Origin of the sequence: Seleniivibrio woodruffii (assembly GCF_004339245.1) — a bacterium.
GTDB lineage: Bacteria > Chrysiogenota > Deferribacteres > Deferribacterales > Geovibrionaceae > Seleniivibrio > Seleniivibrio woodruffii.
The window spans coordinates 323054-336944 of the sequence record NZ_SMGG01000005.1 but is presented as its reverse complement, the minus strand read 5'-3'; the positions used below and the strand labels follow the sequence as shown (position 1 = coordinate 336944).

The following is a 13891-nucleotide window of genomic DNA, read 5'->3' as shown; positions in this document are numbered from 1 at the left end:
CTTCAATTCCCTTATCTCACTCACTTCCTGACTCACTTCGATGGTTCCTCTGTATTCCCCTTTTGCGTCACGAATGGCGAAATACTGAATAAGAATGAACTTGCCTCCCATCTGAATCCAGAAGTTCTCAACGTCCTTTTTGCCCGATTTCAGCCTTGCCACAACCTCGTTGACGATGTGAACGCTGTCCGGCGGATGGCAGTTCTGAACAGTGCGGCCTATGATGGCCTTTGAGCGGGGGAAAATCCTGTCCTTGGGCGATGAGAAATAGCGGACGCAGTCGTTTTCGTCCACATATGTTATGTCCACGGGCAGGGTATTCAGCATCATGATGAGCTGCTGAACCGAAAGCTCTCCGGTTTCCAGATTCACCATACCGTTCACCTCTGCCAGAGGCTTTGAAGAGGATCTGACGTTTATTTCCGGCGCATCTATGAACGTGTAGCCCACCTCAGGACACTGGCCGAGCATGTCCTCCATTGCCTCTGCGGGTATCATCTTTGCGGACATCGGCAGAAGGATGTAATCTTCACGAAACATCAGCCCGTAGATATCGAAAAACAGTCTGCCGATGGCTCTGTTGAACTGAACGCCGTCGAAAGGGTCCTGTCCCAGCAGAGCGGATATTTTTTTGATTCCCCTGCGGACATCGTCGTGCATCGACCACATTATCTGTATGCATCTGTATTCGGGGATGTATTTTTCAACATAGGGGAAAAGGATGTTTTCCTTTTTAACGTAGTGCGCTTCCAGAGCGGTCAGCTCCTCTACACTGTTTTTCACAGACATACGGTGCATATCGTGGGGATACGTTCCCTCTTCAGCCTTGCTGAGGAGTTTCAGCTCCTCTTTTATGTTGTTCATGCGGGCTGTTATAGCCTGATTCTCATCGGAGAGAATTTTTATGAACTGCGGATAGTTTGCCGAATCGTCGTGCAGTTCCATCAGGTTCGATGAGAAAATGTTGATTATTCTGTTAAGGGCATCTTTTATCTGATCCGTGTCATACTGCTCGCACTGAACCATCCAGTTCACCAGAGCCATGACCTCCGGATATTTTACGCTCCGGATGTCCTCCTCGTATTCACGAAACAGTGCGCCGCCGTCCTCTTCGTCCAGCACGCCTTTGCAGTATGCTCGCAGGTTTTCCATATGGGGGTCGTTCTTATAAAGCCACTCAGACATTTCTGTATCCTCCATAACCAGTATTATTGCACATAAGTGTGCAATGGGAAACCTTTATGGCAGAGGAAAAGTTTCCGCCGCACGTTTCAGCATGTAATATTCATCCAGCTCGGATGCCAGAAAGTCCACAAAGGCTCTGTTGGCAGGGGAGAGGCGGGTGTTTTTCTTCCATGCTATGAAATGGTTGAGATATATCTGCGGGTCGCAGGAAATGACGGCGACTTCGTTGGGCGTTCCCGAAGCGGCCATTTTCAGCAGAAATGCCACGCCAAGTTCTTCCTTTGCCAGATTTTTCAGCAGTGAGAAGATGTTGGATTCGGCGGCCGTTACTGTGCCGATACCTTCTTTGCGGGCGATGTCGTCGATAATCTCCCGGATAGCGTATCCGGCCTTAAACTGCAGAAGGGGCTGTGAGAGCAGTTTTTTGCGGGGTAGCTTGCGGTTTCCTGCCAGCGGGTGGCTTCTGGAAACGCAGGCCACAACCTCTTCGCGCAGGATGTGATGGGAATCCAGCCCGTCAGGAACCTCTCCGGCAATTATGCCCATGTCTATTTCGCCAGTCTCTATTTTCCGCTGAATGTTCCATGCGCTGTCGCCCTGAACTGATATCTGGAGCGAGGGATATTGCTGTTTGAATGCCGCCAGAATCTTCGGGAAGAAAAAACTGCTGAGCATGGGTGTAAGCCCCACCCTAACCTCGCCCTTTATCAGGCTTTTAAGCTCGGCTATCTCCTGTCCGGCACTGTCCACAGATTTCAGTATCTCTCTGGCACGCAGAGCGAAGATCTCCCCTTCGTATGTCAGGGCTATCCTTTTGTTCTGCCTGCTGAACAGCTCCGCACCCAGTTCCTCTTCCAGTTTTTTTATCGCTGTGCTCAGAGCCGACTGGGCGATGAAAAGCTTTTCTGCGGCCTTTGTGAATCCCCCGCAGTCGGCTATTTCCAGAAAGAATTTCAGCTGTCTCAGATCCATGGCATCACCAATCTGTTTTACGGATGGATAACATATAAAACATATATTTGCAATATGGGTGCGTCAGGCATTAGATTTATGGCAGAGGGTTAAACATGAACATACCTGTTTATCTGGACTGCAGCGCAACAACGCCTGTTGAGCCTTCTGCGGCGGCTGTTGCGGCAAAATTCACCGAGAAGGACTACGGCAACGCCGCAAGCCCTGTGCACGACTACGGGCTTTTTGCCAGAACGGCGGCGGATCACGCCAGAAAACTGGTGGGACAGCCTGCGGGTGCGGGAGCAGACAGCGTGGTTTTCACCGGCGGAGCCACCGAGAGCAATAACCTTGCGATACTGGGGCTTGCGGAAGAGGGTACCCGTACTGGACGCAGGCATATCATAACCACCGCAATAGAGCACAAGTCGGTGCTTGAGCCTGCGGCGGCCATGGAGCGGTTTGGCTTCAGGGTGGATCATCTTCCGGCGGGTGCTGACGGCAGGTTCGATGTGAACCGTCTGGCGGAGCTTCTGAGACCCGACACACTGCTGGTCTCCACCATGCATGTTAACAACGAGACGGGAATAATTCAGCCGCTGAAAGAGACGGCGGAGGTTCTGGCCGGACACGAAGCCTATTGGCACGTGGATTCGGCGCAGGGCTACGGAAAGGAGTTTACTATGCTCACAGACGGTCGGATCGATATGATATCCGTCAGCGGGCATAAGATATATGCACCCAAGGGAATCGGCGCACTCATAATGCGCCGGAGGGACGGAAGATTTCCGCCTCTGATGCCGCTTATGTACGGCGGGGGACAGGAGCAGGGGTTGAGACCCGGAACACTCCCCGTTCAACTCATTGCGGCTTTCGGCGAGGCGGCAAAGCTTGCCATGCGTGACGGCGAGAGCAGAAGGCAGAAGTGCATTGAATACCGCAGGGCGGTGCTTTCGGTTCTTGGAGAACTGGGAGCACAGCAGAACGGAGACGAACGCTTATGTATGCCCCATACGGTGAATTTTTCGCTGAAAGGCATAAAGGCTGAGACAGCCGTTCGTGCGCTTAAATCAGTTATAGCGGTTTCGGGCACATCCGCCTGCACATCCCACAACCCCATGCCGAGCTATGTGCTGGGGGCTATGGGGCTTTCTGCGGAGCGGGTGGAGTGTTCGCTCAGGTTTTCATGGTGCCATATGACACCTGATGCGGACTGGGAGAGAGTAAAGGATATTATCAGAAAGTTAAGGAGCGGAATATGAGTCAGGTGTTTGCGGATCTGAAAGAGGCGGCTACTGATCAGTATGTGAACGGGGAACTGCCGGAATGGCTGGCGACGCCTGTGCTTGCTGTGGCGGGAAATCCTGAGAAATACGGCGAAAAGGAATATCTGGTTGAGATACTTCTGGAGCAGGTGAAGGATTTTGACGTGTATGCCGAGGCGGGATGCTGCAAGTGGGCATACGACCACGAAGATATAGCCAGAACCCTGCGATGGCTGGAGGGCGAAGGTGTTTGACAGATTAAAGAGAGTGCTTAAGGAAGCGCAGGACAATCAGGATCTGCCGGACTATCTGGCAGAGGAGATAGAGAGGATAATCAGCGAGCCGGAGAGGTTTGCCGGAAGGGAGGATGAGATATCCGAACTGGCGGACAAGGTTGAGCTTTACGATACATACGGACAGACAGGCTATCTTGGAATGGGCGTTAACAACGCAATTCTGGAAAGAACACTTAAAAGGTTTTGGAAATAAAAGGGGAGCACAGGCTCCCCGTATATTATTTTGCGAATGAGCAGATGTAGTCGGCGTGCGCTGTTACGTTCATTGTGAAAGATGAGTTTTCGGGAACATCAAACACGCCTTCGCCTTTGATTATAAGTTTTTCCGCCTGTCCCTGAATGCTGACCTCCATCTCGCCGCTGAGGATCTCCATTACCTCTGCTGCCGCAGTGTTGAAGGTATATTCGCCGGGCTGGATGAAACCCAGAGTCTTTTTTGTTCCGTCTTCAAAAATAACAGTGCGGCTTACCACATTTCCGCCGAAAAATACGTTTGCTTTTTTAACGACTGTAACATTGGTGAATTCAGACATGTTTATGCTCCGATAGTGTTATTAACGGCTGATTATACACTATCCGCCGTCGTTGTCCATTCAAGGTTCGTTACAAATTGTTACAATTCAGAACAACTTTAAACACTCTTTTAAAATCATGCCTGTATATTAGAATTCAGAAAGATACAGGAAGGTTGACCATGCCTAAGATGAATTCACTTTTCACAAAACTTCTGCTGCTGACTATTCTGGCGGCCGCACTGCTTAACTTTGCGGTGTTTGCAACCTTTCATTATTATTCGATAACCACTGACACCAGAATGCGGTCTAACATGACCGACTATGTGCAATATCTTGTAAGAGATATAGGAAATCCCCCTGAAAAAGCCAGAGCTGAAAAACTGGCAGAGCGTCTTGGCCTGTTTGTCTCTTACGAATCAGACTCCGAAAGCTGGACAGCGGGAGTGTCGCCAGATGATTTTCCGGACAGAAAACTGCTGGAATTTTTCAGCAGAGAAGGTCTGAGCATCTCCTCCGCCCACGGCTACACCCGTATAGTCAGCTCTGCCGACGGCGGGATACTCACTCTGCTCATGTTTCCCGAAAAGGGGGAGATAAGCAAACTGAGAAATCTGATGTTCGTCCTCTGCGGAATTATGATGGTGATTCTGGCGGGAACGCTTCTCATCATCAGGCGCATGCTGTCGCCTGTCAAAAAGATGCATGCGGCAATAGAAGAGGTTAAAAACGGCAATTACGGCCATAAGATAAGTCAGAGCGGAAGGGACGAACTGGCGCAGCTGTGCCGTATGTTCAACGGGCTGACTTCGGAGATTGAGCGTGCTGTCCGTTCCCGTGAACGGCTTCTGGCGGATGTGAGCCATGAACTGCGTACCCCTCTGACCAGTATGCGGGTGGCGGCGGACATGGTTGCCGACGAGGAGTTGAAGCAGTCCCTCATTGAAGACATCAACAGTATGGACACTCTCACCGGAAAGGTTCTGGAATCCGCAAGGCTTGGCGTCTCAGACAGGATTCTGGAGATGGATACGGTGGATTTTTCCGCACTTGTCCGGCGTTGTGCCGGAAAATTCAGAAACAGGGGGAGCAATATAGAGCTTTCTATCTATGAGAATATAAGCCTCTGTGCAAACGGTCTGATGCTTGAGAGCCTTATGACCAATCTGCTTGAGAATGCCGTAAAATATTCCGTCAATACGGATTCGCCTGTAAAAGTGACGGCTTTGAAGGATGCGGACGGACTGACAGTGACCGTTTCTGACAAAGGGCAGGGCATTGCCGCAAAAGAGATCCCTTATGTTTTCGAACCTTTTTACAGGTCAGACACGGCAAGGACAAGAAACACCGGATACGGACTGGGACTGAGCCTGTGCAAGCGGATAGTGGAACTGCACGGCGGAACTATAAAACTGAGAAGTGAAGAGGGGGCAGGCACCGAAGTGGTGTTCACTCTGCCGCCCATGCTTATAAACATCTGATTTACGGAGGAAAATATGGAAACAGCAGTACAAAAGACCAGAGAGGAAGTTGTGGAGGCATTCAGAATGATGTGGGGAACCTATCCCGCGCCTGTGATGCTTATAACCTATAAACACGAAATAGTAGCAGTGAACGAACTCTGCGCATCATACGGCACTCCGCTTGGGGTTAAATGCTCCTCTCTGGGCGAGGCCGGAAGCCATTCCCACTGCGTTGCCGCCGAGGCCAGACGGTCGGGAAAACCTGCCAGAAAAGTCTGCTATGTCCCCAGCATGGATATGGTTTACGACGGCTACTGGATACCCGTTGAGGGTGAGTACATGATCCATTTTGGTAACGACATCACCGAGCATGTTGATGCCGAGCGGTACAAAAACCTGAGGTGATATCATGAGCAGAACTGAGATGATTGCATTTTGCCTTACAGCGTTTATATTTATAGCCACAATGCTGATTGCGCTCGCAGGTGAAATATGCAGAACAGGATTCTGATTGTTGACGACGATGTTAAGCTCTGCCGGATGCTCTCCCGCTATCTGGCTGAGTTCTCCTATACTGTTGACAGCCTGAACGACCCCACAGAGGCCGAGGGCTACCTGCGCAGATCATCGCCGTCCATAATAATTCTGGACGTTATGATGCCCAAGATGAACGGTTTTGAACTGTGTAAGAGGATACGCAGAGAGTCGGATATTCCTGTGATAATTTTATCAGCCAGAGGCGGTGTCGAGGACAGGATAGCCGGGCTTGAGGCAGGGGCGGATGACTATCTGCCGAAACCTTTCGAGCCAAGAGAGCTTGTGGCCAGAATATCCTCAATTCTGAAAAGGGCGGAGGGCAGACAGCAGGCTCAGCCGTCTGCTGGAGGAATCGACCACGGCAGGCTGAACGTTGATACTGACACACACAGGGCTTTTCTGGACGGAACAGAACTGGAGCTGACCCGTGCGGAATTTGTTATTTTATGTCTGATGCTCCGCAACCCTTACAGGGTTCTGGACAGAGACAAAATTTTCAACGAGCTTAAAGGACTGGACTGCGATGCGTTCAACAGGACCGTGGATGTCACCGTCAGCAGACTCAGAACAAAGCTGGGCGACGACCCTAAAGCTCCGAGTTTTATAAAAACCGTGTGGGGTGAAGGATATATGTTCATTGCGGAGAAGTGAAAGACGGGATGGAGATATTCTTCGTATAGTCAGAATGACTTATAAAAAATGGAGGCTTTCGCCTCCCTTTTTGTATTATCTGAAAACTTTAAGTCTGGCCTCAAGGGGTGAAAACTGTTTTTCGCCGGGCTGGGCAACGGGTTTGCCGAAGGGCATCTGGGCTATCAGCTTCCAGTTTTCGGGCAGTCCCCACTCATTTCTTACGTCTTCATCTATCAGCGGGCTGTAGTGCTGAAGGGATGCGCCGAGTCCTGTCTGTTCCAGAGCCGTCCATACCACGAACTGGAGCATGCCTGACGAGTGGTTTGACCATACGGGGAAGTTATCCGCATAGGCGGCGAACTGCTCCTGAAGTCCTTTCACAACGGCCTGATCCTCGAAATACAGAACGCTTCCCGCTCCCGCTTTAAAAGAGTCTATCTTGGCTTCCGTCTGGGCGAATGCCTCTGCCGGAACTATCTTTCTCAGCTGTTCCTTTGCGATGTTCCAGAGTTTTTCGTGCTGTTTTCCGAACAGCAGAACAACTCTTGCGCTCTGGGAGTTGAAGGATGAGGGCGCATGGAGCACCGCCTGCTCAACTATGGTTTCGATCTCCTTTTCGGATACGGTCAGTTCGTTTGATATTCCGTAATATGTACGTCTCTCTTTTACTGCGTTTAAAAAATTTTGCCAGCTCATGATGTTCCTCCGTTTATTCGATGTCGAACTATATGTGTAAATTTTTTAAGCCGTCTGGCTTTTGCCGAGCTTTCTGCAAATGTCGCCCAGCGTTTTCTTTTCTTCTGCTGTCAGTGATCTGAAACATTTCACTATCGCCCGTGCATGGTCGGGGAAAATCCTGTGGATAAGGTTATGCCCCTCTTCGGTCAGATGCACTGTTATGTAGCGTCTGTCCTCTTCGCTGCGCACCCGTTCCACCAGTTTCCGTTTTTCGAGGTTGTCTATAACGGTGGTGATGTTAGCAGTGCTTTTCAGGTTTTTGTCCGCCAGCTCTTTCTGACAGAGTGCTCCGAGATGATACAGGGTTTCCAGCACTCCGAACTGGGTGTCGGACAGTTTCTCTTTTGTCAGGTGGTCATGGGCGGCATCGGTGACGCTCTTTGAGGCACGCATCAGCTTGATGTATACATCAAGAGCTTCAACCTCTTCCGCCGTTCCTTTATGCTTTGTCATGTCATCCGCCTCACTTCAAACTATATGATATCAAATTATTCGAATCCAAATATTTGTCAAGGGGGAAATAGCTGGAAAAATAATATCAGTATTTTTTAGTATATCTGTAAAAACTTTGCGACATTGCGTCGGTGTTCATCCAGAGATAGGGGAAGTGGCCGTAAAGCACACTGAGGGATTTTTTTACGGCTATCTGAGGAGGGATCTCCTTTACCGCATAAAAATACAGCGCAACTCCCAGACCTGTTCTGTCGGAGCCGCCAAGACAGTGGATCAGCATTGGGCGTTCGGCAGTTTTCAGAATCTGCACAAGTTCTTCCATCTTTTTCATGGGGGCAGGCATTGTCGAAGACAGGGCGACGTCGTAATGAGCCATTCCCAGCTCTTCAGATGCTCTTATCTCCTGCCTGTACCATTCTTTGTCCGGTCTTGCCCTGCGCAGGCTGATAACTGATTTTATTCCGTATTTATCTTTATATTCTTTCAGCATTTCCGGAGTGGGCTGTGCGCTTCTGTAGAGCACACCCTTTTCGACCGTGTGGAAGTTATGGTTTATAAACTTCTGATAAATGAAGAATAAAAAAATAATTGCCACTATGGCGCCGAACGTCATCAGTATTTTCTTGATCATGGGTGTCATGATAGCTCTTTGTACGCCTATTTTCAACCCCGCACTTGAAAATGAAAAAAACTGAAAAAAACCGCCTACCAATTATGGTGTGTAAGTTAATTTTAAAACTGACAGTGTCGTTTTTGCGATTCTCTAAATGGTGAAATGTTTGTTTTGTGAATTGACCTGATAAATAAGGATTTTTTGAGGATATTTTCAGTTTTTATCTGATTTGGGAAGTGCGCAAATGATTATTTTAAAAAGTCATGTTTGTTAGTTCTTTGTCACGCTTCACAACGATTGTACCTTGGTACGATGTTTTCATTGTGAAATGCGGTATGATTCCAACATTAAATTATTCCGAGGTGTCTCATGTCTGCAGTTGGAAAAGTTATTCAGGTTATCGGTCAGGCGGTTCTCCACAGTATCGACGGCTCAACGAGAATGATCTATCCGGGAGATATAATCTCTCTGGGCGATGTTATCGAAACCACCACAGGCTCAAAGGTTGTTCTTCAACTGGCAAGCGGCAGAGAGATAGTCGTTGGTGCTAACGAGCAGGTAGCCATCGACGAAACACTGATTTCAGCATTTGACGATGCAGTTGTAAATGCGGACGAGCTTCAGCAGATGCTGGAGAGCGGCGAAGACCTTTCCGACAGTCAGGAAGAGACGGCAGCAGGTGAGGAGGCCGGACAGAACATCTCTCTTGGCGATTACCTCAGCGGGGATTCATCCGAAGGATATGTCGGCAGCTATCTGCTCCCCTCTGCATATGTTGCCCCCGCCTCAGAAACAAACAACCCCGGAACAGGCACCACAAACAATAATACTCAGACGACAGAAACCACGGACGGTACTATAACATATTCACTTGCCGCAGGAGCGGCAGTTCCTCCCGGTTTTGTGCTCAACCCCGACGGATCCTATTTCATAGACCCCTCTATCCCCGACTACGACTATCTGGGCGAAGGCGAAACTGCTGAATATAACGTTGACGTTATCGTCACATATCCCGACGGCTACACTGAGCCGGGGGTTATCAACGTTGTCATCGAGGGAACGAACGACGCTCCCGTTGCCTATGCCGCAGTTATCGATGCGGTTGAGGACGGAGCAGTGGTTACAGGTCAGCTTCAGGCGAACGACCCCGATGTGAACGATGTGCTCACATATGCGGCGGTCTCTCAGGATACTCCCGCCGGATTCACCCTTAATCCCGACGGCTCATACTCGTTTGATCCCGCATCCTACGGCTATCTGGCTCAGGGACAGACAGCGACCTTCTCCGTTACATATTCGGTCACTGACGACAAAGGCGCAGTTGACTACAATACTATTACAATAACAGTCACAGGAACCAACGATGCCCCTGTGGTAAGCGATATAACCTATTCAGGCACAGAAGATACACCCGTTATCATCACTGCAGAACAGCTCCTTGCGCAGGCGAGCGATGTTGACGGCGATACTCTCTCAATCGTTTCTGTTGACTCCGTTTCCGGCGGCACACTGACCGACAACGGCAACGGTACATACACATTCACTCCCGACAGAGACTACAGCGGACAGGCTGTGTTTACCTTTACAGTGACAGACGGCACGGCAACATCATCCGCCACAGGCAGAATTGATATTGCTGCGGTGAACGATGCTCCTGTGGCCGAGGCGGCTGCAAACGCCGTCACTGAAGGTAACATCATTTCAGGCCAGCTGACCGCAACTGATGTTGAGGGCGACATTCTCACTTTCAGCACCAACGGCGAGCTTCCTGCCGGATTTGTGCTCAACCCAAATGGATCCTACAGCTTTGATGCCTCTTCATACGGCTATCTGGCAGAGGGTCAGCAGGCTGTTTATGACATCACCTACACTGTTTCCGACGGAAACGGCGGAACGTCTGTTTCAACACTCACCATAACCGTTACAGGCACAAACGATGCACCCGTTGCCGAGGCGGCCGCAGCTTCTGTTGTTGAGGACAACACCATCACAGGACAGCTCACGGCAACAGATGCTGACAGTGCAGTTTTAACTTTTGCGGCTGTGGGTGATACCCCCGCCGGATTTACTCTCAACCCCGATGGTTCTTATACCTTCGATGCCTCATCATACAGCTATCTTACGGAAGGCCAGCAGGCGGTTTATGAGATACCCTATACGGTGACTGATGAACTTGGAGCAACTTCCACTGCAAAACTTACTATCACCGTTACAGGTACAAACGATGCACCCGTTGCCGAAGCGGCCGCAGCTTCTGTTGTTGAGGACAACACCATCACAGGACAGCTCACGGCAACAGATGCTGACAGTACAGTTTTAACTTTTGCGGCTGTGGGTGATACCCCAGCCGGATTTACTCTCAACCCTGATGGTTCTTACACCTTCGATGCCTCATCATACAGCTATCTGGCAGAGGGCCAGCAGGCGGTTTATGAGATACCCTATACGGTGACTGATGAACTTGGAGCAACTTCCACTGCAAAACTTACTATCACCGTTACAGGTACAAACGATGCGCCAGTTGCCGAAGCGGCCGCAGCTTCTGTCGTTGAGGACAACACCATCACAGGACAGCTCACGGCGACCGATCCCGACAGCACAGGTCTTACATTTACAGTCAGCGAGCCGCCCGCAGGGTTTACACTTAATCCTGACGGCTCATACAGTTTCGATGCCTCCTCATATGACTATCTGGGCGAGGGCGAGCAGACGGTTGTCGAGATACCCTATACAGTCACAGATGAATTTGGCGCAGCTTCCACTGCAAAACTTTCTATAACCGTAACCGGCACGAACGATGCGGCTGTGGTTTCCGCTGATTCTGTGGTTCTTACGGAGGCAGATGCTCCTTTAACTGCTAACGGTCAGCTTACGATAACTGACGTAGACAACCCTGCTGTGTTTGTTGCTCAGACAGACACAGAAGGTACATACGGCAAGTTCAGCATAGACGAGAATGGAGCATGGACGTTTGTTGCCAACTCAGCTTTCAACGAACTGAATGTTGGTGATTCCTACTCTGAAACCTTCACTGTTGCGGCAGCTGATGGTACGACATCGACTGTTACAGTACGCATAAACGGCACTAACGATGCGGCTGTTCTTTCAAGCGAATCAGTGGTTCTTACTGAATCTGACACAGCACTGACTGCTAACGGCCAGCTCACTATAACAGATGTTGACAACCCCGCTGTGTTCGTTGCACAGACAGACACAGAGGGCACATACGGCAAGTTCAGCATAGATGAGAACGGCGCATGGACGTTTGTTGCCAACTCAGCTTTCAACGAACTGAATGTCGGTGATTCCTACTCTGAAACCTTCACTGTTGCGGCAGCTGACGGCACTACATCAACCGTTACAGTACGCATAAACGGAACGAACGATGCCGCAGTTCTTTCCTCTGAAAGTGTAGTTCTTACCGAATCTGACGCTACACTTACTGCTAACGGTCAGCTTACGATAACAGATGTTGACAACCCTGCTGTGTTCGTTGCTCAGACTGACACGGAAGGCGCATACGGCAAGTTCAGCATAGATGCTAATGGCGCTTGGACATTTACAGCCAACTCAGCTTTCAACGAGCTTAACGTAGGCGATTCTTACTCAGAAACTTTCACTGTAGCGGCTGCTGATGGTACGACTTCTACAGTAACTGTTAGAATCAACGGCACAAATGATGCCGCAGTTCTTTCAAGCGAGTCAGTTACATTGACTGAATCAGACGCTGCACTCACTACCAATGGTCAGCTGACGATCACAGACGTGGATAACGCTGCTGTGTTCGTCGCACAGACAGACACGGAAGGTACATACGGCAAATTCAGCATAGATGAGAATGGCGCTTGGACTTTCGTTGCTAACTCAGCTTTCAACGAACTGAACGTTGGCGATTCCTACTCGGAAACATTTACGGTAGCGGCGGCAGATGGTACTACATCAACCGTTACAGTACGCATAAACGGTACGAATGATGCAGCTGTTCTTTCTTCTGAAAGCGTAATACTGACAGAATCTGACACAGCACTGACAGCTAACGGACAGCTTACGATCACAGACGTTGACAACCCCGCAGTGTTCGTCGCACAGACAGACACAGAGGGCACATACGGCAAATTCAGCATAGATGCTAATGGTGCTTGGACTTTCACCGCCAACTCAGCTTTCAACGAGCTGAACATAGGCGATTCCTACTCAGAAACCTTCACTGTTGCGGCAGCTGACGGAACTACATCAACCGTTACTGTACGCATAAACGGTACGAACGATGCGGCCATCCTGTCCAGTGAATCAGTAACCCTTACAGAAACTGACACCGCACTCACAGCTAACGGTCAGCTTACGATCACAGACGTGGACAACCCTGCTGTGTTCGTCGCTCAGACAGAAACAGAGGGAGCATACGGCAAGTTTAGCATAGACGAGAACGGAGCATGGACTTTCACCGCCAACTCAGCTTTCAACGAGCTGAACATAGGCGATTCCTACTCTGAAACATTTACAGTATCAGCGTCTGATGGCACGACATCGACAGTGACAGTCAGAATCAACGGTACTAACGATGCGGCAATCCTGTCCAGTGAGTCAGTAACCCTTACAGAAACTGATACCGCTCTTACAGCCAACGGTCAGCTTACGATAACAGACGTTGATAACCCCGCAGTGTTCGTCGCTCAGACTGATACGGAAGGCGCATACGGCAAGTTCAGCATAGATGAGAATGGAGCATGGACTTTCACCGCTAATTCAGCTTTCAACGAGCTGAACGTCGGTGACTCATACTCAGAAACATTCACTGTATCAGCAGAAGACGGCACAACATCGACAGTGACCGTTAGAATCAACGGCACAAATGATGCCGCAGTTCTTTCAAGCGAATCAGTAGTTCTTACAGAATCCGATACGGCACTTACAGCCAATGGTCAGCTTGCGATAACAGATGTTGACAACCCCGCAGTGTTTGTCGCACAGACTGAAACGGAAGGCATATATGGCAAATTCAGCATAGATGCCAATGGCGCTTGGACATTTACAGCCAACTCAGCTTTCAACGAACTGAACGTGGGCGACTCATACTCAGAAACCTTCACTGTTGCGGCTGCTGATGGAACTACATCAACCGTTACTGTACGCATAAACGGCACAAATGATGCGGCCATCCTGTCCAGTGAATCAGTAGTTCTTACAGAATCCGATGCGGTACTTACCGCCAACGGTCAGCTTACGATAACAGATGTTGATAACC

At 49.7% G+C, this 13891-nt stretch carries 13 protein-coding genes; 7 read left to right on the top strand and 6 right to left on the bottom strand.

Annotated features, from left to right (window positions below):
* Both C8D98_RS11080 and C8D98_RS11075 read right to left on the bottom strand, forming a co-directional pair.
* Positions 1 to 1185: DUF438 domain-containing protein (locus C8D98_RS11080; protein ID WP_165871293.1), on the bottom strand; the 1185-nt coding region annotated here is incomplete at its 3' end.
* Positions 1186 to 1239: 54 nt separating this feature from the next.
* Positions 1240 to 2157 carry a LysR family transcriptional regulator gene (locus C8D98_RS11075; protein WP_132874210.1) on the bottom strand — a complete coding sequence of 306 codons (918 nt, stop codon included), beginning with the start codon at positions 2155 to 2157 and terminating at the stop codon, positions 1240 to 1242.
* A 95-nt stretch (positions 2158 to 2252) separates the two neighbouring features.
* Here C8D98_RS11075 and C8D98_RS11070 point away from each other — a divergent pair, with 95 nt between their 5' ends.
* From C8D98_RS11070 to C8D98_RS11060, 3 genes are read left to right on the top strand one after another with little or no spacing between them, the layout of a single operon-like run.
* Positions 2253 to 3398, top strand: coding sequence for an aminotransferase class V-fold PLP-dependent enzyme (locus C8D98_RS11070; protein ID WP_207891272.1), 1146 nt, complete (start codon positions 2253 to 2255; stop codon positions 3396 to 3398).
* Positions 3395 to 3655, top strand: coding sequence for a GSU3529 family protein (locus C8D98_RS11065; RefSeq protein ID WP_132874209.1), 261 nt, complete (start codon positions 3395 to 3397; stop codon positions 3653 to 3655). Before C8D98_RS11070 ends, C8D98_RS11065 begins: the two co-directional genes overlap by 4 nt.
* Positions 3648 to 3890, top strand: coding sequence for a GSU3529 family protein (locus C8D98_RS11060; RefSeq protein WP_132874208.1), 243 nt, complete (start codon positions 3648 to 3650; stop codon positions 3888 to 3890). The genes C8D98_RS11065 and C8D98_RS11060 overlap by 8 nt, the downstream gene beginning before the upstream one ends.
* 25 nt (positions 3891 to 3915) lie before the next feature.
* Here the strand turns inward: C8D98_RS11060 and ppnP are convergent, their stop codons facing one another.
* The gene (ppnP, locus tag C8D98_RS11055) at positions 3916 to 4230 is read right to left on the bottom strand and encodes a pyrimidine/purine nucleoside phosphorylase (RefSeq protein ID WP_132874207.1); all 315 of its coding nucleotides are present in this window, start codon (positions 4228 to 4230) and stop codon (positions 3916 to 3918) included.
* A 161-nt stretch (positions 4231 to 4391) separates the two neighbouring features.
* On the opposite strand from ppnP, the gene C8D98_RS11050 reads away from it, so the two are divergent.
* From C8D98_RS11050 to C8D98_RS11040, 3 genes are all read left to right on the top strand, one after another.
* The gene (locus C8D98_RS11050) at positions 4392 to 5690 is read left to right on the top strand and encodes a HAMP domain-containing sensor histidine kinase (protein ID WP_132874206.1); all 1299 of its coding nucleotides are present in this window, start codon (positions 4392 to 4394) and stop codon (positions 5688 to 5690) included.
* Between the two features lie 15 nt (positions 5691 to 5705).
* Positions 5706 to 6077, top strand: a complete 372-nt coding sequence (locus C8D98_RS11045) for a hypothetical protein (protein ID WP_132874205.1) — start codon at positions 5706 to 5708, stop codon at positions 6075 to 6077.
* Between the two features lie 87 nt (positions 6078 to 6164).
* The gene (locus C8D98_RS11040) at positions 6165 to 6860 is read left to right on the top strand and encodes a response regulator transcription factor (protein WP_132874204.1); all 696 of its coding nucleotides are present in this window, start codon (positions 6165 to 6167) and stop codon (positions 6858 to 6860) included.
* Between the two features lie 75 nt (positions 6861 to 6935).
* On the opposite strand, the gene C8D98_RS11035 is transcribed toward C8D98_RS11040, so the two are convergent.
* From C8D98_RS11035 to C8D98_RS11025, 3 genes are all read right to left on the bottom strand, one after another.
* Entirely contained in the window at positions 6936 to 7538 is a 603-nt protein-coding gene (locus C8D98_RS11035; RefSeq protein WP_132874203.1) for a nitroreductase family protein, read from the bottom strand.
* Between the two features lie 45 nt (positions 7539 to 7583).
* Positions 7584 to 8033, bottom strand: coding sequence for a MarR family winged helix-turn-helix transcriptional regulator (locus C8D98_RS11030; RefSeq protein WP_132874202.1), 450 nt, complete (start codon positions 8031 to 8033; stop codon positions 7584 to 7586).
* Positions 8034 to 8118: 85 nt separating this feature from the next.
* Positions 8119 to 8673, bottom strand: a complete 555-nt coding sequence (locus tag C8D98_RS11025; RefSeq protein WP_132874201.1) for a tyrosine-protein phosphatase — start codon at positions 8671 to 8673, stop codon at positions 8119 to 8121.
* A gap of 342 nt (positions 8674 to 9015) precedes the next feature.
* On the opposite strand from C8D98_RS11025, the gene C8D98_RS13770 reads away from it, so the two are divergent.
* A partial coding sequence (locus C8D98_RS13770; protein WP_165871292.1) for a retention module-containing protein occupies positions 9016 to 13891 on the top strand: 4876 nt, incomplete at its 3' end.